22 protein-coding genes are annotated in these 18,193 nt (G+C 57.1%); 12 read left to right on the forward strand and 10 right to left on the reverse strand.

Going from position 1 to position 18,193, the window contains the following annotated elements; translation table 11 throughout:
• The first annotated feature begins 1 nt into the window (after window position 1).
• A complete protein-coding gene (locus PH562_RS25730) occupies window positions 2–520 on the forward strand; it encodes an acyl-CoA thioesterase (protein ID WP_015342513.1) in 519 nt (172 codons plus the stop codon).
• Window positions 521–1,135, forward strand: a complete 615-nt coding sequence (locus tag PH562_RS25735) for a phenylacetic acid degradation protein PaaY (protein WP_285176559.1) — start codon at window positions 521–523, stop codon at window positions 1,133–1,135.
• A gap of 9 nt (window positions 1,136–1,144) precedes the next feature.
• Here the strand turns inward: PH562_RS25735 and PH562_RS25740 are convergent, their stop codons facing one another.
• From PH562_RS25740 to paaG, 4 genes are all read right to left on the reverse strand, one after another.
• Entirely contained in the window at window positions 1,145–1,741 is a 597-nt protein-coding gene (locus PH562_RS25740) for a TetR/AcrR family transcriptional regulator (RefSeq protein WP_285176560.1), read from the reverse strand.
• Window positions 1,742–1,844: 103 nt separating this feature from the next.
• A complete protein-coding gene (paaK, locus tag PH562_RS25745) occupies window positions 1,845–3,155 on the reverse strand; it encodes a phenylacetate--CoA ligase PaaK (RefSeq protein ID WP_285176561.1) in 1,311 nt (436 codons plus the stop codon).
• Between the two features lie 105 nt (window positions 3,156–3,260).
• Window positions 3,261–3,704, reverse strand: a complete 444-nt coding sequence (gene paaI, locus PH562_RS25750) for a hydroxyphenylacetyl-CoA thioesterase PaaI (RefSeq protein ID WP_285176562.1) — start codon at window positions 3,702–3,704, stop codon at window positions 3,261–3,263.
• The gene (paaG, locus tag PH562_RS25755) at window positions 3,701–4,489 is read right to left on the reverse strand and encodes a 2-(1,2-epoxy-1,2-dihydrophenyl)acetyl-CoA isomerase PaaG (protein ID WP_285176563.1); all 789 of its coding nucleotides are present in this window, start codon (window positions 4,487–4,489) and stop codon (window positions 3,701–3,703) included. The genes paaI and paaG overlap by 4 nt, the downstream gene beginning before the upstream one ends.
• A gap of 443 nt (window positions 4,490–4,932) precedes the next feature.
• On the opposite strand from paaG, the gene PH562_RS25760 reads away from it, so the two are divergent.
• Window positions 4,933–5,592 (forward strand): acyl-homoserine-lactone synthase, encoded by a 660-nt coding sequence (locus PH562_RS25760; protein ID WP_285176564.1) that lies wholly within the window; start codon window positions 4,933–4,935, stop codon window positions 5,590–5,592.
• Here the strand turns inward: PH562_RS25760 and PH562_RS25765 are convergent.
• A complete protein-coding gene (locus PH562_RS25765; RefSeq protein WP_285176565.1) occupies window positions 5,582–6,313 on the reverse strand; it encodes a helix-turn-helix transcriptional regulator in 732 nt (243 codons plus the stop codon). The two genes, PH562_RS25760 and PH562_RS25765, sit on opposite strands and share 11 nt — an antisense overlap.
• 619 nt (window positions 6,314–6,932) lie before the next feature.
• Between PH562_RS25765 and PH562_RS25770 the strand changes: the two genes are divergently transcribed.
• The 7 genes from PH562_RS25770 to PH562_RS25800 all read left to right on the forward strand — a co-directional run bounded on the left by PH562_RS25770 (window position 6,933) and on the right by PH562_RS25800 (window position 11,902).
• Window positions 6,933–7,376, forward strand: a complete 444-nt coding sequence (locus PH562_RS25770) for a hypothetical protein (protein WP_285176566.1) — start codon at window positions 6,933–6,935, stop codon at window positions 7,374–7,376.
• An 8-nt stretch (window positions 7,377–7,384) separates the two neighbouring features.
• Window positions 7,385–7,801, forward strand: a complete 417-nt coding sequence (locus tag PH562_RS25775) for a hypothetical protein (RefSeq protein WP_285176567.1) — start codon at window positions 7,385–7,387, stop codon at window positions 7,799–7,801.
• A gap of 16 nt (window positions 7,802–7,817) precedes the next feature.
• Complete coding sequence (locus tag PH562_RS25780; RefSeq protein ID WP_285176568.1) at window positions 7,818–8,417, forward strand: TetR/AcrR family transcriptional regulator; 600 nt, start codon at window positions 7,818–7,820, stop codon at window positions 8,415–8,417.
• Window positions 8,418–9,415: 998 nt separating this feature from the next.
• Entirely contained in the window at window positions 9,416–10,375 is a 960-nt protein-coding gene (locus PH562_RS25785; RefSeq protein ID WP_285176569.1) for an acyltransferase family protein, read from the forward strand.
• Window positions 10,376–10,465: 90 nt separating this feature from the next.
• A complete protein-coding gene (locus tag PH562_RS25790; protein WP_285176570.1) occupies window positions 10,466–10,639 on the forward strand; it encodes a hypothetical protein in 174 nt (57 codons plus the stop codon).
• Between the two features lie 431 nt (window positions 10,640–11,070).
• On the forward strand, window positions 11,071–11,541 hold the full coding sequence (locus PH562_RS25795; RefSeq protein WP_285176571.1) for an MEKHLA domain-containing protein: 471 nt from the start codon (window positions 11,071–11,073) through the stop codon (window positions 11,539–11,541).
• Between the two features lie 214 nt (window positions 11,542–11,755).
• A complete protein-coding gene (locus PH562_RS25800; RefSeq protein ID WP_083258017.1) occupies window positions 11,756–11,902 on the forward strand; it encodes a DUF1127 domain-containing protein in 147 nt (48 codons plus the stop codon).
• 217 nt (window positions 11,903–12,119) lie between these two features.
• Here the strand turns inward: PH562_RS25800 and PH562_RS25805 are convergent, their stop codons facing one another.
• The gene (locus tag PH562_RS25805) at window positions 12,120–12,512 is read right to left on the reverse strand and encodes a hypothetical protein (protein WP_285176572.1); all 393 of its coding nucleotides are present in this window, start codon (window positions 12,510–12,512) and stop codon (window positions 12,120–12,122) included.
• 346 nt (window positions 12,513–12,858) lie between these two features.
• Between PH562_RS25805 and PH562_RS25810 the strand changes: the two genes are divergently transcribed.
• Window positions 12,859–13,395 (forward strand): hypothetical protein, encoded by a 537-nt coding sequence (locus tag PH562_RS25810; protein ID WP_285176573.1) that lies wholly within the window; start codon window positions 12,859–12,861, stop codon window positions 13,393–13,395.
• Here the strand turns inward: PH562_RS25810 and PH562_RS25815 are convergent.
• Entirely contained in the window at window positions 13,389–14,033 is a 645-nt protein-coding gene (locus tag PH562_RS25815) for a response regulator (protein ID WP_113228565.1), read from the reverse strand. The two genes, PH562_RS25810 and PH562_RS25815, sit on opposite strands and share 7 nt — an antisense overlap.
• Complete coding sequence (locus tag PH562_RS25820) at window positions 14,030–15,463, reverse strand: sensor histidine kinase (protein WP_285176574.1); 1,434 nt, start codon at window positions 15,461–15,463, stop codon at window positions 14,030–14,032. The genes PH562_RS25815 and PH562_RS25820 overlap by 4 nt, the downstream gene beginning before the upstream one ends.
• Window positions 15,464–15,744: 281 nt before the next feature.
• On the opposite strand from PH562_RS25820, the gene PH562_RS25825 reads away from it, so the two are divergent.
• Window positions 15,745–16,404 carry a hypothetical protein gene (locus PH562_RS25825; RefSeq protein ID WP_285176575.1) on the forward strand — a complete coding sequence of 220 codons (660 nt, stop codon included), beginning with the start codon at window positions 15,745–15,747 and terminating at the stop codon, window positions 16,402–16,404.
• A gap of 401 nt (window positions 16,405–16,805) precedes the next feature.
• Here PH562_RS25825 and PH562_RS25830 read toward each other — a convergent pair whose 3' ends face one another.
• Entirely contained in the window at window positions 16,806–17,204 is a 399-nt protein-coding gene (locus PH562_RS25830) for a DUF1236 domain-containing protein (RefSeq protein WP_113228568.1), read from the reverse strand.
• Window positions 17,205–17,833: 629 nt separating this feature from the next.
• On the reverse strand, window positions 17,834–18,193 hold a 360-nt coding region (locus PH562_RS25835; RefSeq protein ID WP_285176576.1), incomplete at its 5' end, for a hypothetical protein.

Raw genomic sequence — 18,193 nt, forward strand, 5'->3', positions numbered from 1 at the left:
CATGACGACGACCGAGCAAGATCCGCATCGCCTGGAAATGACTGTGCTGATGACGCCTGACATGGCGAATTTCAGCGGCAAGGTGCATGGCGGCGCCCTTTTGAACCTGCTCGATCGCGTCGCCTTCTCCTGTGCCTCGCGCTATTCCAAGCAATATGCCGTGACGCTGTCGGTCGATCAGGTGCTGTTCAAGGAGCCGATCAATGTCGGCGAACTCGTCACCTTTCGCGCCTCGATCAATGATACGGGCCGTACCTCCATGGAAGTCGGCATCCGGGTGGAGGCGGAGAATATCCGCTCCGGCGATCGCCGCCACACCAATTCCTGTTATTTCACCATGGTCGCTGTCGATGAAGCCGGCCGACCGGTCCGCGTGCCCGAGCTTGTTCCGGTCACGCCGGTTGATATCCGCCGGCACAAGGCCGCCCAGCTTCGCCGCACCTTGCGTCGCGAGTTCGCGCAACGGATGGAGGCGGTGGCCGAAACCGGTCGCGATGTGGAAGGTTTGGGAGCCGATTGAATGGCGCAGATCTATTCCTATGACGGCGTGATCCCGGTCATCGATGCCCTAGCCTTCGTGCATCCGGCCGCGACCGTCATCGGAGACGTTATCATTGGCCCCGCTTGCTATGTCGGGCCAGGAGCCGTGCTGCGCGGCGATTTTGGGCGTATCGTGCTCGAGCGTGGCTCGAACGTGCAGGAGACCTGCGTCGTGCACAGCTTCCCGAACCTGGAAGTCGTGATCGGCGAGGCTGGGCATATCGGCCATGGCGCGGTGCTGCATGGCTGCCGCATCGGCGCCAATGCCATGGTCGGCATGAATGCCGTCATCATGGATGAAGCCGTTATCGGCGAGAATGCGATCGTCGCCGCCATGGCTTTCGTCAAGGCCGGTGCCGAAATCCCAGCAAACAGTCTTGCCGTGGGCGCGCCGGCTCGCGTGGTTCGCGAGTTGACGCCGGAAGAGATCGCCTGGAAGCGCCAGGGGACCGCCATCTATCAGCGCCTGGCACTGGAGGCGAAAGAGAAGCTGGTGGCCGTCGAGCCGCTGACGGCACCTGAGCCGGATCGCCGCCGCATCCGCGCGCCGGAATATGATCCGCTTATTCTCGAACGGATGAGGCGCGACGACTGACGCGTGACATCAACGGACGGCCTTGACCCCTTCCAGGATGAGGGTGGTGGCGATATCGGCATATTCGTCGCGGGTGATCGGGCCGTTGGGACGGAACCACATATAGACCCAGTTCATCATGCCGAAGAGCGACATGGTGACCGGCATCAGCAATGGCTTGTCCTTGTTGAGATCCGGGTTGAGATCCTGGATTACACTGGAGAAGCGCTTGACGATGCGTCGCTCGATCGTCCGCAGTTCCGAAAGCTGTTCCGGCGAGAGCGCATGCGTGCCGTTAAGTTGAACCTGATGTTCGTTATCGGCGCCTTCATAGTTCTTTAGCACGGCTTTCACGAGCAAGCGCAGCCGTTCCTGTGGCGTTATATCGGTGCGATCGGCTGCTTCGATCGCGTCTTCCAGCTCCGTCAGATGCGTTTGCACGATGTCGAATATCAGCGCATCTTTGCCGGGATAGTAATGATAGAGCAGGGCCTTCGAGACATTGCTGTGCGAGGCGATCATCGACATGGAGGCTTTCTCCATGCCGACCTCGGCAAAGACCGCCGCAGCGCTTGCCAGGATGCCACGCTGCTTTTCCTCGAAATCAACTGCGCGCGTGCGTGCCATGTGATCCTGCTCTGCTCATTGCCGATTGACGTTACCCATGCCCGATGGTCGAAGCTTCCTATACACGATCAAATCCTTGTCAGGCTATCCGGTACGACAGCAATCACTCTCTCGGGCGATTGTCGACCACACGCTTTGCCTTGCCCTCCGAGCGGACAACGCCGCCCGGCGGATGCACGGTGATCTTCGTCGAGACACCGACCACGCTCTTGATGTGATGGGTGAGTTCCTTTGCCGAAAGACCGCGCGCGGCTTCGTCTGCCGCCTCCAGCGTGCATTCGACATGAACAGTCATGTCGTCCATGCGACCGGAGCGCGTGAGCTCGATCTGGAAGTGCGGCGTAAGCCCGCGGCATTTGAGGATCTGCTCCTCGATCTGTGTCGGAAAGACATTGACCCCACGCAGGATCATCATGTCGTCACAGCGTCCCGTTACCTTTTCCATGCGGCGCATTGAGCGTGCCGTGCCGGGCAGCAGCCGTGTCAGGTCGCGCGTGCGGTAGCGGATGATCGGCAGCCCTTCCTTGGTCAGCGTCGTGAATACCAGCTCGCCGAGTTCGCCATCCGGCAAGATCGTGCCGGTGACGGGATCGATGATCTCCGGATAGAAATGGTCTTCCCAAATATGCAGCCCGTCCTTGCTCTCGATGCATTCGCTGGCAACGCCAGGACCTATGACCTCAGAGAGGCCATAGATGTCTACGGCGTGCATGTCGAAGGCGTGCTCGATTTCGTCGCGCATGGCATTTGTCCATGGTTCGGCGCCGAAGATGCCGACGGCAAGCGAGCTTTCTCTGGGGTCGAGGCCCTGGCGGCGGAATTCGTCGAGGATCGACAGCATATAGGAGGGGGTGACCATAATGATGCGCGGCTTGAAATCCTGGATCAGGGTGACCTGCCGTTCCGTCATGCCGCCGGAGACGGGAACTACCGTACAGCCGAGCCTTTCCGCGCCGTAATGTGCGCCAAGGCCACCGGTGAAGAGACCATAGCCATAGGCAATATGCACCAGATCGCCGGCGCGGCCGCCGGCTGCGCGGATCGAACGGGCGACGACGCTCGCCCAGGTATCGACGTCCTTGGCGGTATAGCCGACGACGGTCGGCTTGCCCGTCGTGCCGGAGGAAGCGTGGATACGGGCAAGCTTTTCGCGCGGCACCGAGAACATGCCGAAAGGATAGGTGTCGCGAAGATCCTTTTTCGTGGTGAAGGGGAATTTGGCGAGATCGGACAGGGTCTTCAGATCGGAGGGATGCACGCCGGCTTCATCGAAGCGTTTGTTATAGAAGGGCGAATTCTCATAGGCATGAGTGAGCGACCACTTCATGCGCTTGAGCTGCAGCGCGGAAATCTCGTCGCGCGAGGCAATCTCGATCGCCTCCAGCTCGCCGGCTCGCGGGGAAAGGTTTTCCATGAATGTCTCCTCCAGAAATGCTTATCCTCTTGTTTCTTTTCGCATTCCGGCCGGGAAGCCGCTGCGCACCTTTGCTGGAAATGCTAGACGTTGCCGGCATGCATCCTATTCCGGCAGAAGCGTGCCCTTGACCGTTCGCGAGTGGCCGCGGAATTCCGCGATCTGCTCGCCCTCCTGATTGGTGATCGCAATGTCGTAAATGCCGCCGCGACCGCGGCGCGACACCTCCCGCGCCGTCGCCGTCAGCAGGTCGCCCTTGAAGGCTGGCGCGATGTAGGTCACCGAACAGTGCTGGGCGACGGTGCGCTGGTCGTAGCTATTGCAAGCGAAGGCGAATGCCGAGTCGGCAAGCGTGAAGATGTAGCCGCCATGACAGGTGCCGTGACCATTCGTCATCGCCTCGGTGATCGCCATCGAGAGCGTAGCCTCACCCGGTGCCACTGCGAGCAGCTCCATGCCGAGACGGCGGCTGGCATTGTCCTCATCCCACATGGCGCTTGCGCAGGCTTCGGCGAGTGCCTGTGGGGAAAGGGGGGTGGTCGTGCTCATCTGCCCTTGAACTCCGGCTTGCGCTTTTCGAGGAAAGCCGTGACGCCTTCGGCATAGTCGGCGCTGCGACCGGCTTCGCGCTGAAGGTCGCGCTCAAGATCGAGCTGATCGTCGAGCGAATTTGTCGCTGCCGCCTGGATGGCGCGCTTCGTCAGGCCGAGGCCTTTTGTTGGGCCGGAAGCGAGCCTGATGGCAAGCGCCTTAGCCTCATCCATCAGCTTGTCATCGTCTACCACACGCCAGATCAGGCCCCAACTGGCTGCCGTTTCTGCATCCAGAGGCTCGGCCGTCAGCGCGAGTGCCTTGGCGCGGGCTTCGCCGATCAGCCGCGGCAGGTTCCAGGTGCCGCCGGAATCCGGCACGAGGCCGATTTTTGCGAAGGCCTGGATGAAGCGGGCGGAACGGGCGGCGAGCGTGATATCGCAGGCGAATGCGATATTGGCGCCGGCGCCGGCAGCAACGCCATTGACCGCGCAGATCACTGGCTTTTCCAGGCTGCGAATGAGGCGCAGCAGGGGATTGTAGAAAGTCTCGATGGTATGACCGAGATCCGGAGCGCCTTTGCGCGGATCGCGGTCGCCGAGATCCTGGCCGGCCGAGAAGCCACGGCCGGCTCCTGTCAGGAGAACCGCGCGAACATCCCCATCCTGATGTGCACGCTCGAAGCCGGCACGCAGCGCAAGATGCATTTCCTCGTTGAAGGAATTGAGTTTGTCGGGTCGATTGAGCGTGAGGCTCAAGACACCATCGGCAAGCGCCGACAGAATGGTGTCGGATTCGGACATGTTTCCTCCCCGCCGCCCTTCCGATGGCGACCGCAAAACCCTTGCATAAACCGACCGGTCAGTCAATTATAAATGCAATGATTGGGAGGAAGAACATGGCCGTTACCGTCACGCATGAAGGCGCAATCGCCGTCGTCGTCCTATCTTGATCCGGAAGAGATCAGCGAAGGATTTGTGTGGCCGAACCGCCATGCGAGGCCTGCGTAGGCGGCGGAAGATGGCAGCTTCCGATTGCTTGAAAGGCGTTAGCGCGCCGAATGTCCGCAAGCCCCTACATGCCGACCCTGCATGCCGACAAGAGAGGCCGCGGGAGCGGTTGACTCTCTGCCTTACTCCGGTGCCCTTCGATTTTAAAGGGTGCCCGCGGCCGCGCAATCTGGCGGAATCGATATATTGAAGCCTGGCTCCAAGGTGTTTTGTTAAGGCAAAATTTGGAGAGACTGATGCTACAGATACTGACACGACGAGACCGCAATACGGCGTCCTCGTATTTCACCCAGATGTTCCACGCCCGCGCGCTCGTCTTCCGTGATCGAATGGGTTGGGATGTCAACGTTGAAGGTGGTTTGGAGATCGACCGCTTCGACGACGAGCACGACCCCATCTACCTGGCCGTGAAGGAAGAGGACGATGAGCTTACCGGCTCGCTGCGGCTGTTGCCGACAACGAGCGAGACGATGCTTTCGAGCGAGTTCCAGCATTTTTTCAACGAGGATCTCGATATCTGCAGCCCTTCGATCTGGGAGTGCACCCGGTTTTGCGTGCATCCTCCGCTCCAGGCCGGACATCCGTCGTCGCAGACCGCCGCCGTCGAGCTGCTTTCCGGTCTTTGCCGCCTGAGCTTGAAATCGGGCATAGAGCACATCATGGGCGTCTATGATGCATCGATGATCGGGGTTTACCGAAAGATCGGATGGTCGCCGACGCCGCTTGCCCGCTCGCGGCCGGAGATCGGCAACCTCTATGTCGGCCTCTGGGAGGTGAACGAGGAGTCCGATCAGCGGCTTGAGCAGCGGCTGAGGACCATGCGAGGCAAGGATGACAGGACCCCTACCTTGCAATTTGCATCTTCGTCGCCGGGCAATATTCAGTTCAGCTTTTGATGAGCTCGAGCGAGATTGCTTTCGCAATGGCCTGATTTGTGGTGCTGACATGAAGTTTGCGGCGGCCGGAGCTGAGATACAGGCGCACGGCGCTTTCGGAAATTCCAAGGATGGATGTGATCTGCTTCGGAAGCAGGCCGTGCGCCAGCAGTTCGAGGCACTCGGTCTCCCGCTTCGAAAGCCTGCGTCCGATGCTTTGCTCTCGCAGGCCGGACACGATCAATGACTGCTCATGCAGATAATAGGCGATGACCTGGAGATCGCCTATTATGCTGTTTCGCAAATGCTCCCAGTCGCCGCTCTTCAGATTCGAGGTCACTGTAAAAAGCGATCGCTCGCCGTGAGGCCCTCGAACGACCAGCGTCAAGCCGTAGCGCCCGACATCAAAGGCTTCGGCTTCGCGGAAAAAGGAGATGCTTTGCGGCGACTTCAGATCGAGGGTCGACCAGTCGAAGGGCAGAAATCCGTTGCGTCCAGCTTGAACAACGGGGTCGATGGAGAAATAATCGTGCGCTATATATGTGTCTACCCATTCCGGCGGGTAGGTCAGCAGGAGGAGCGGGTTTTGCTGCGGCAGTGCGGCGATTTGCGTCACATGAAAGGCGGCGTTTGCCAGGCCATATAAAGAACAGAACTTGAATAAGAACTGGCGCAATTCATCGATATCATTTGCCTGAGCTATCTCGGACAAGCAATGAGATTGGCGTGATCCTGTCAACATAGTCTCACCATTGAAGCCGAAGTGAAAGCGGTGCTTGGGCCATGCGCAGCGCGTATGAGATGTCTTTCAAAGTTTGAAGGTCATCCTGGCGCTCCGGCCGCACCCTCAGCTATTCAGAAGCCAACTTTTCGAGGGCGTGATTGGACTCTTAAAATTGTCGAAAACATAGCCGCTGCCAATCATATGAGGGTTGTGTTGACGTATCTTTGGATACACGCGGAAGATACAGGTCCAACCTCTTCGCCATGTGTCCATACGCGCCATATAGCGTTCCGCTATGCGCCCGCTGCTTCCTTCGAGACCATGCCGATGCTGGCATGTCGGGCGAAATCCGCATCCAAATAGATGACCGATCTGGCGGGCAATCGAAACCTCCGCTACGTCTGGCGAATTCACATGTGGCGCGATCATGCCGGCTTTAAGGCCGGGCAGAGTGCAAGCTCCATATCAGGCTCCAAGAATATTCTTCCTTTACAAATGACCGACGGTCAGTCATATGTATGGGCTGTAACTTTCGAGTTTTAGAGGGCATGCGAATGGCCGTCCGCATTGAGAATTTGGGAGGCTCCATGCTGAGCGACGTCTGCTTCCGACGTGTCACATTGAGAGGTGTCCAGTCATGATCCGTCACGATCTCAGCCAGTGGCCGCTCGTGCTTTCAGCCGCTCGCGACGCGATGTCGCTCGATGAGCAGCTCGTCTTCTTTTCGGACTGGAACGCCTGGCTAGATCGCGGCGAATCCTTTTCGGCATTGCGTTTCTTCACCGATGCCGAGGCGCTCAGGCGGCCCGAGGGCGGTGCAAAGGATGCAAAGGTTTGGGTTCAGGCCAATGGCGAGCGGATCAGGCAGTTCGTCATTGGTATGGCAACCGTTGTACCGTCCGACGCTCTCGACGAGATGAGCCGCATAAATGCCGAAAAGCTGTTCGGAATTCCCGTGCAGATGTTCGATGATGTCAATGAGGCGGCGATGTGGCTTGCCTCCCTTTCGGCAACGCAAGGAAGACCACTGGACGTCGGAGCGGCGCTGCGAGGTCTGGCAGCTTTGCGCGGGCTGTCATGAGCGAGCATATGTCGATATTGCCTGAGGGTGATGAGACGCATTGGCCGCTCGCGATACTGGTCGCGGAAACGCCGCTTGATGTCGACGGCGTGCGCGCAGGCCTCGATATGATCGAGTGCTGGCTGAGACGCGAACAGCCTTTTGCTCTCCTCCTGGTCGCAGCTTGCGGATTCGCGTTTCAAAGAGATGTGGCTGTGCTGCCCATGCTGGCGCAGCGGCTGGATCTTGTTCGCGAGACGCTTCGCCGGCTCCTTCTCGGGGTTGCGGTCGTCGCGCCCGCATCGACGGTCGATGACGCTCGGCGAAGTCTTGCTCGTCTTCCGCTCGATATGCCGTTAGAAGTCTTTGAAAAGGGCTCGCTTGCGGTGAGATGGTTGTGCGCATCCACTCTCTCGCCAGCGGGTATCATCATCGACAGCCTATGAACAACGAGGAGAACCCGTGACCGTTACAGATCGTCCGCGTCCGCGCACCAAGCCGCCGGAAATTCGCCGTGAGGAATTGATGGATGCGGCGCAGCGACTGTTTCTGGAGAAGGGGTTTGCCGCGACCAGTGTTGCGGAGATCGTCGATGCCGCAGACGTCGCCAAGGGTACTTTCTACCTTTATTTTCAGACCAAGGACGATGTCCTTAAAGCCCTGCAAACGCGGTTCGTCGAGCTCTTTTGCGAAAGGATCGATGCCGTCGCGAGAGCGTCCGCTTCTGACAGTTGGGTGCGGCGGCTCGATGCTGTGATGGAGGCCTGCGTTCTCGGCTATCTCGACGAGGTCGCGCTTCACGATCTAGTATTTCATCAGTTTCAGCCGACGAAGCGGGACATGAAACGTGCCAATCCTCTTGTCAGTCGCCTCACATCCTTCCTTGTCCAAGGTCACGCCGCTGGCGCGTTCGCCTTCGTCGATGCCAGGCTCACGGCTGTCATGCTGTTCAATTCCATGCACAGCGCCGTCGATGACTGTCTGACCGATGGATCGGAGGTCGATCGGCGGAGGCTGGTGGCAGCCGTTACCGATTTCTGTCGACGCGCCGTCAGCCCCTAAGCCAAAAGAAATGGTGAAGAGGGGACATCGGACGAATGGAAGCATAGCCCTTTGCGGAGGAAACACAGCGCGTATGATGTCCGCCTCGGTCAGTATCTGGAGAGAATAGGCGACGATGTATGCCGCTAATTAAGATCCGCGCTAAATTTCTCTATCTAAAGTCTGATCGCCTGATGCGAGACAATGATCACTGAGGCGGTCAACCTGTCCCCCGGTATCCACAGGCTAAGAGGGAAACGGAGACGGAACCACACGGTTTGAGCGATGATTTCAGTAGAGCATTGGTGACCTCGGGGCAGCGGATGACGATCGCGGCGGTCAGCAAGCGCTGCCTGAATCCTGCAGTTCAGCAGGCCGGAGACGAAGAGTATGGCAGCCATCCCGCCTGCTGCTTTGTCAAGTTCAAACAACTCCCTGCCTCCGCAGCTCGCCGGATGAGAAAAAGCGGCTCCCCTGATTATTCGTGTACCAACATGAGATGGGCTTTCGTGAATTTAAGTAGAAGTCATTTATACAGGTAAGGAATCTCCAAATTGCGTAGCCATCTATGGCTTCTCGTAAGGAGAGAAATAAATGTGCGACCTAACTAATAATTGAATAAATCGATTTTTTTGATCTATATTTAAATTTATCGGCGAATAAACCTAGTGCTGTGTACGAAAAGAAGCATTTAGATTAAAATCGTACTTATTATATTGGCAAAACATCGACGTTATATTATTCTCCCGCTCACTCGAAGGAGGCGGAGCGAGCGAGCGGAGGGCGCTTTAAACGATCTATTGCTCCTCTCGAGATCATTTTATGGTCGTGGCATCGTCAACAACGATGCGCCATTAAACGCAATTTCATCCTCAATGAAGTCTGACTGTCTTGTACCGGAGTAGACGCGCGCGGGTTGGCTCGATTGAGCCAAACGCGGACTTTCTGGTTGCGTCTTATCGAAAGACGCTTGCCTCGTAAGAAAAATAGCTGCGGAAAATTTGGAGAGGTTTTCCAAAATGCGCTACTATTCGCTGGACGCGATACGCGGTCTTGCTGCGATCGCTGTTGTGCATTTTCATATGGGATTGATCTGGCACGTCGCACCGTTTGGTTATCTGGCGGTGGATTTCTTTTTCGCTTTGTCCGGCTTTGTCACCGAAACTGTCTATGGTCCAAGGTTCATAGCCGGCATGACAACGCCGGGTTTCTTTGCCGCTCGACTGAGGCGGCTCTATCCGGTTTTCCTCGTCGGCATTCTCCTCGGTGCGTTCGTGATAGCGGCCAAGGTGTTTGCGGGTATCGACAGCCCGCCAGCCTGGGTCGTTCCGCTCAATCTGGCGGTTCTGCCGGCACCCGTCGCCGGGGACTATTTCCCTGTAAATGTTCCGTGCTGGACGCTCTTTCTCGAATTCACCGCTTACTTTCTTTATGCTGCGTTTCGACGTTATCTGACGGCGCCGATATTGCTGATAGTGACGGTGGTTTCGGGCATCACGTTGCTGTCGTGGGGCGACGATTTGAACGTAGGCAGCACCTGGGACACCATCCATATCGGCATCGCACGGCTTGGCTTTGCCTTTCCCTTCGGGGTGTTGCTGGCGCGACTTGGTGTCAGGCCCTGTTGGCGGACGTGGCTCGCTTTATTGCCGCCTCTCTGGCTTATGGTGATTTTCTATCACTCGCGAGTTGACACGGACGTTGCGCTGCTGACCCTGCCGATGTTGCTTGTCTGGTCCATCGCGCTCGAAGTGCCAGAGAAATTGCGCGCGTTATCGCGTTGGCTCGGTGACATCTCTTATCCACTCTACATCGTACACTATCCGTTGCTTTCTGTTTTTCAGTTCCTGTGTCGAGAGATCGGCGCCGCAGGGCCAGTTGCGCAGATGGTTGGTACGGTGGGTCTTCTCGCCGCCGCCCACATGGTGGCGTTTTGGAATGACCGCTACCGCACTTTCGCAGAGAGAAGTATGGGCTGATGAAGGCGAGCTGAAGCCGGGATCGCTTGATAACCTGTGTTGCACAGCCAATCACGACGCGCGGATGCGCCAAAATAAATGGGGAGGGCAATGATTTGGAATTTCGAAGTCATTGTGGCCATTATCGGCAGCCTCGGAGCTGCCGGTATTGTCCTATGGCAATTGGCGGATGCAAGCCGCCGTAGAAAGGAGAGAGGGGAGCGCAACGATAGCACCGACCCGATCGTGGAAGAAGTGCGGCAAACCCGGAACAAAGACGACTAGTACATCGCCTCAAGCTTCCATCACAGCCTTCCAACCAAGCGAATGCGCGAAATTACCTCGCCGCATGCGGATATGATCCCAATTAAAAATTGATGCGCTCCGGGTCTTTTGGCGACGATGATCCTCGGGGCGCATTATATCATTGATACGGTTGCCGATCTGATTTCTGTCATCGACGAGATCGAACGTCGGTTGTCAATCGGTGAGCGGTCGTAATTTGGTCGGTGTTTGGAGCTGCCGGGGCTCCGTCGAGGTAATCTCGTCCTTGAACACGCCGTCAGTAACTTGCTCGCGCTTACCCCGGAGACCTTGGCTTCGCGGTATGGTTGATGATGGATACTCGCGTCTTCCCGCTTGCCCTGCTTTTGATCTCCTGCGCAATTTGATAGGTATCGCTCGCGCCGATGCCCAGAACGGTAGGAAGGGAAGAGATGACTGATAGGCCTGAAAGCAATGCCGTCGATTTATCGGTTGACCAAGCCTTTTTCGAACTTCTGACCGGCAGTTTTCAACGCATTGTCGGCTCGTCCTTGATCGTTGAGGGCGCGGGACCGGATTGGCTCTATCGCGATGCGCCTTTCGTGGTCCTTGCCCATAATACGGATGCCGATCCGCGTTTCGTCTACGCCAACAAGGCTGCGCAGAATTGTTTCGAATATCCGTGGGACGAGTTCATAACGCTGCCCTCGCGGCTTTCGGCCGAGCTTCCCAATCGGGCAGAGCGTCAGCGGCTGCTGGACGCGGTGACGCGCAACGGTTTCATCTCCGACTATCGCGGCCTGAGGATTGCGAAATCCGGTCGGCGTTTCTGGATCGAGGCCGGCATCGTCTGGCAGCTCGTGGACCCAGACGGCAATTTGCGCGGACAGGCTGCAACGTTTTCCAAATGGCAGGATGCATAGACCGTACGATAGAGACGATGGTTCAGCAGCTAGGCGCACTTCATCGGGGCCGTAACGGTCGCGGAAGGGCGATGGTAAGAACCAGTATGTGTTCATCCCGCCAATCTAACGGCATGAGCCGTGCAAAAGCGGCATGGCTATCGTGCAGGCATGTGCGTTTTATTTAGGCGGATAAATGCCTATCTCCTGTGCGTCAGCAAAGGAGACCGTAAAAATGAGAGTATTTGAGAAGATTAAGCGCTTTAGCGAACAGCGCAGAGCGATACGCGAACTTTCCGCCCTCGACGATCATGTTCTTCGTGATCTCGGCATCGCCCGCTCGCATATCCCTTACGCCGTCAGTGGCGCCCGCGGCAACTAAGCTTTCTTTTCGAGCGCATACCCCTGAGGCATGCGCCGCCGCAAGAGGCAGTGGCGAGCAGCCGATTTCCCGACCGGCTGGCACTTCCTCTTGACATGTCAATGGTAGATCATACCAGCCGGCAAGTTCGCGTAAGCGCTCGTCACAGGCGGCCCGGAACGCAACTGATGGCCAAGGTTTTTCGTTTTTATCATTCGCGAATGCTATGGCGAAGATTTCAGGCGGCTCGTTCGCAGCTGCCTTTCATGTTCTGTTTTGCGCAATATTCGAGTTCGATCTCGAGCAGCCTTGTTGCCTTGGCAAGAGCATCTTCGGCCTCTGCGAATAGCTGTGGGTTGTGCCCCATTCTGGCCTCGCCGTAGTTTCTGGCACGCAGTAAAACAAGGTCAGCCAAATCGATGCATTCCGGCGTTGGTCGGACGAGGGTCAGGCAATATCGCAAATTGACCGCGACCTCGAGAGCGAACTCGGCTGCTGAGAAATCCAATATCGCCCCCGGCGGCGCGGAACGGGCTAGAAATATCCTCCAGTGTTGGGTCATCGCAGTGCCCCCTTTTCGGATCGATTGCGCGGGCATCGATATATTGAGTGCCAATTTTTTCAGAGACACTATTGGGTTCCCAATCATGGCATTTTGCATGGCCAAGGCGCCAGCGTGTCCGCAGTCATATCGACCAGACGAAGTCGTTTTCAATAACGCAATCATGCAATTGGGCTTCGGTCCAGCTCCTTCTTGGACGTTGGTCTGACGATATCTCGGCGGAAGGTCTTGGCTTCGATTGCTGAAGTCCAACCACAGGTCTCTTCGTTCGATAAGACTTGACCCTTCGCGGTGTTGCAGCGATTTGATACGGGATCAGAGATATTTGCCAGTCGGCGATAAATGGCGGCGCTTTCGGGCCAGGGAGCGACGACCATTCGTCGCCGAAGCCAACCGGAGCCTCAGGAGGCCGTAGGTGTCATTGCGTCGAAAGCTCATTGCTGCTTTGCCATGCCTGTTGTTGACCATGGTCAGCACAGCACTCCCCTACACCATCAAAATTCACGGCGCTTCCGCGATATTTGCGCAGCAAATAGTGGAGGCCAAAGGGGGTAATGGCAACGGCGGCGGAAACGGCAATGGGGGCGGAAACGGTAACGGGGGAGGTAATGGCAATGGAAACGGCGGTGGCAACAATGGCAATGGAGGCGGGAACGGCAACGGTAACAACGGAAACGGGAACGGGAACGGGAATAGTAATGGTAATGGTAGCAACGGAAACGGCAATGCCAATGGCCGATCATCCGCAACCAAGAGCGCTACTCAAAGCCAGGTCGATTCCGACCAATCCTCCGATGATGGCGACGGATCGATTACCGTTCAACACAAGGATGGCATGAGCGAAAATATACAGAGCGGACGTTATGTGATGAAGGATTCAAAGGGCCGCACCATCGTCAATCGCAATGCGACGCTTGCCGACGAGCAGCGGCTCAAATCATTGCTTCACTGACGCCGCCTTTCGAGTTCATCCCGGAACGCCATAGCAGCTTCCGTTCTGTTGCTCACTTCCAGCTTGGCGAAGATCTGGGTCATGTGATGCTTGATGGTCTTTTCATGCAGATCAAGCTTCAGCCCGATATGTTTGTTGCTCAATCCGGCAGAAGCCAGCTCGAGGACCTCTCGCTCGCGATCCGTCAATGCACTGAAGGGATTGATCTGGGCAGGAGATCCGTTGTCCGAGATCAGACGCGCCGATAATGTCGGCGCGACGTAGCTGTCACCCGCAGCAATGCTGCGAAGGATATCGGCGAGCGTCCGTGATCCAACGCCTTTGAGAACATAGCCTTTCGCACCGCTCTTGAGCGCCGCCATAACATCGTCGCTTGCCTCGGAGACGGTCAGCATCACGATCTTCTGATCGGGTATCTGCTCGAGGATGAGAGAAATGGCATCCAGCCCTCCTCCCGGCATGGAAATGTCGAGAAGCAGGATGTCCGGTCGGTGTTCCGCTGCTATGCGCAGGGCATCCTCCTTGCTGCTGCCCTCACCGACGATGCTGAACCCATCCATTTCGGTCAGGCTGCGGATAACGCCCTCCCTGAAGAGAGGGTGGTCGTCTACGACCGCCAAACTGATTGCAGCTGTCATGCCTGCTCCATTTCCTCGATGTTCAGGGACATGCGAACGATGGTTCCCTGGTTCGACGACAAAAGTTGAAAAATACCGCCGAGACTTTCGACCCTATCCCTGAGACCGGCAAGGCCAAGCTTTTGCGGGCTGACCTCTTTCGGATCAAATCCCGGTCCCTCATCGGCAACCTCGATCACGACCTGGCCGTCTTTGAAGGTCTGCGCAACCTTTTGCCCGATTCCGCCGGCGTGGCGATAGCCGTTGTTCAAGGCTTCCTGCACAAAGCGATAGACACATATTTTTGCGGAGGTCGAAAGGTCTGTCGGCGTTGTCCCGACCCTCAGCGCGACGGTGACGCCGGTGCGCTGCTCGTGGGCTCGAATTGCCCGTTTCAAAAGATCGGTCAAATTGTCCGTCTCAATATGAGGGAGCATCAGGCCGCTGCAGACGCTCCTGATTTCGGTCATGGCGTCGTCAAGGCTGGATTTGATTGTCTGCAGCGACGCCTCGCGCTCCTCTGGCGAGGCGGTGGGGCTGATGAGGGTCTGGCTGTCCAGCCGCAAGGAAGCATAGGCGACCAATTGGGCGGGGCCGTCATGCAGATCGGCGCCGATACGGCGCAAATAGCTCTCGTTTAGCGCGGCCGCACGCTGGGTCGCGCGTTGAACGCGGGCTCGCAACGCCTCATTCTGTTGAAGAAGCGTCGACAGTTCGCCGATGCGGCCGTTGAGTGCCTTGCGTTGATTGTCGATGGTTCGGCTGCCACGCAGGACGATGATCGACAGAAGAGCGAAGAATGTCAGAGTGAACAAGGCAACGACAAGCCAGCTCAGCAGGCGGGCCTGAGTAAGGCTCCATTCGAAATCGTTGGCAATCTCGTAGAATTCGGAGACGGCGACGACTTTGCCCGACCAGGGCTGCAGTACGGGATTGTAGATTTCCAGCAGCGGTTTGCCGCTATTGCGTTCGGCGACGCTTTCCACATCGTCGATCTGGTTGAATTTGGCGACCATTCGGCCTGAAAAAGCCGTCTTCAAACTATCTGACAGCGGAAACCGCTTTCCTGAAAGATCCTTGTTGTTGGAATAGAGGATCGTCCCGTCGTTACGCCACAATCGGAACGAAAACAGCCGTGTGCCAAGCGCGCCTTGCCCGAGTGTTTCGTCAAGAGCGCGGGTGACTGTATCATCGAGAACCTGGGTGGTTTGCATATCCGGCAGAAGCGGGGCGATGACGCTATCCACATAGAGGGCCGTCGTTGCCGCGGAATTGCGCGTCACTGCATTTTCGATGAGGCCGGCAACGAAAGAGCCGACAACAAGCATCGCACAGAGCGCGACGAGGCCGCCGGCAAGCAGGAACTGTCTGGCCAAAGATTGGGAATTCCAGCGTTCGATAAGACTTGCTGGAGAGAGTTTGTATTTATGGTTCGCTCGCGGCACTGGCATAATCGGCACGGATCTCCCAACCCTCTATAGCTATCCCAGCAGGATGGAGTGTCAACCGTTGGGGCGTCGACACCTGCCGCGTTGTCCCGAGCGGGGTATTGCCGTCTGGCGTGTGCAATTTAAGCGACCATAGAATTGGATCAATCAGACCATGGTCCTAACCCTCAAGGCATAGGTCGGACCGGGATAGAAAGCTGGGATTTCGGCAATATTCTAGTGCGCATGATTTGCTGGATATGGCCGCTGCCACAGGTGCCGGGCATGTTACGAAGGAAGTGCGCATGAAAGTCCGTTCCATTATCGGTGCAACAAGCCTCGGCCTGGTGCTTGCCCTCGCTCCTATGGGAGGGGCAGCTATTGGCTTCACGCAGGCGGCATTCGCCAAGGGCGGAAACGGCGGCGGCAATGGCAATGGGAATGGCGGCGGTCATGGTGAAGGAAACTCCGGTCATGAAAAGTCCGGAAGCGACGATGCAAACAGCACTTCAACGAATGCGGCGACAGCACAGGGGACTTCATCTTCATTGCTGGGGCATCATGCGGACAAACACTCCAGAGCCCATAGTGCAAGCTCGAAGACGCACGTCTCGAAGCCCGGCGAGGGCAGGCTTAGTTCGCTCAGGAGAGACTATCATGCCTACTTGAACTCGAAAGATCCCAAGATGGCGGCGCTCTCCGCCTATGTGAAGGCATATGCGGAATTCGAAATGCAATATGGAACGACGGCCGTGCCGACGGATCCGGCCCTTAGCGACAACGCCCTGCGTTCGGCGCTGGCGCAGCTGTCGAACAAGCCGGTGACGGACCAGACGCTTACCGAAGCAAAGAGCATTCTTGGTGTTGGAACAAATACGGGAAAAATCGCCGAAGTCCGCGATGCTTTGGAAAAGAGATCCGAAATCGCAGCGCCATCCGAGACCGATGCGGCGACTGTCAATTGAATTCACTGAACTAGCATTGCCTTGAGGTGAATAAGCCGATCCCCCCGGGCGCTTATGCGATACGAGGTTTCTGCGATCATCGTTCACAGGTTTTGGGTTCACGAGTTTGGCGTCGATGCACGCCTTTCCCCAGCCGGTCCGCCCACCGGCTCTATCGCCGGGTCGGGCCTTCCGCCCCAGACGCTGCTCGATCCGGCGATAGGCAATTTGCTGCGTAGGCGACCAAGCATAGAATATGATGCGCAATAGGGTACGACAACTGCCTGCGGAAGCCATTGCAAAAATCTCGAAGCTTTGGGGAGTGTTGCCGACCGACCGCCTTCTCGTTTCGAATGGAATGGATACGGCCATGGCGTACAGGGGAGGGGTGGAGAGCGGCTTGCCGCTCCCCACGATGGTTGCTACTTCAGAATCTGGATAACCTTGCGTGAGGAAGGCTCAACGATCACGCGTTCGTGGTTAACGACCGCATAGGCATATCGCGGATTCTGCGGAACTGTGCGAACAACGACCGTATCCGGCAGCGGCTTGCCGACGATCACTCTCTCCTGCACAACCGTGCCCTCTTCAGGCAAGGGCTGTTCGCGGACATAGGTGACCACCTTCTGAGGCGGCGGATCGATGGCGGTACCGACAATGGCGCCAGCCACGCCGCCCACGGCGGCCCCGACCGGACCACCGACAACGGCTCCGGTAACCGCACCACCTGCAGCGCCGGTGACGGTCGACGATTGGGCAAAGGCACATCCGGCGGTCAGGCCAAGCGCGAGTGCCGCAACACTAAGTACTTTCGTTTTCATCAGAATCTCCTTTCACCTTCTCTTCGTCCGTCATTGACGGAGCTGTCGGTAAAACAGAGCTTCGGTGCAGTCGGTTCCTTTCCTTGGGCTTCAGTCGAGTGACATTTGGGCGAGGGTCGCACGATGCGTTGGACCAAAGCCTTACGCAAAACGGCCCAGATCGAAAATATGGAGAAGTCACCGCGCTCAGGGCTGATTCCGGTGATGAAACAAGGGGTTGGTTTGCCTTAATGCAGCTCTCGCGTTCGCAGTCGTCAAAACCGGCCACCGGATGCAGACGGATACAGGAAGCTAATCCAACGAAAGCTTCCCATCGCCTCGCCTCAACGGCGAAACGATCTCAAACCGTCAATGTTCGGCGCGGCTCGAAGAAGCCACCGATACGTTTCGCTCCGTGGTCCACGTGCTCGGCAGGTTTGCACATATGATCCCGACCAGCAGGATTACGGAGACCAGACCAACCAATGTCTCCCATGACTGCCGGCGAAACGGCAGCGGCCAGCGCGATCGGGACATGTTTGGATCATACAGCATTCATCAGCTCCATATCCAAGGGAGAGCCGTCTGCATCGACGTGGCAGTTCCGGTTGAGATCAAGGCTATGATCGCTTTGTTTTTCTGTCGCGCGTTCATCTATCAAGTTTATGTCCGTCGAATCCCGAAAGTCTAGTACCTTGATCGACAATATCTGGTAACGGCGCTCCCGGCGATTGCAGGTTTGCCAAACTAAGTGAAGTATGGAGAAAATATTTCCCGAGATTGGCTGTTATAGATGTTGCATGAGGGCGTGCATGCTTCGGTCGTGCGCCGTGCTGAAAATCCGTTCCGAAATTCGGGCGCAGCCGGTCATAACGTACAGAAAGCGAGGCAGGTAGCTGCTGCGAAGAGTGAGAGACCTGTGCGCGGATATTTGTAGACGTATGGAAACATTGATGATTCAATGCCTTTATCGAGAGATAGAGGTTTGTAATGAGCCGTCGCCGGATAGG

This window comes from Rhizobium centroccidentale, from assembly GCF_030182565.1.
GTDB lineage: Bacteria > Pseudomonadota > Alphaproteobacteria > Rhizobiales > Rhizobiaceae > Rhizobium.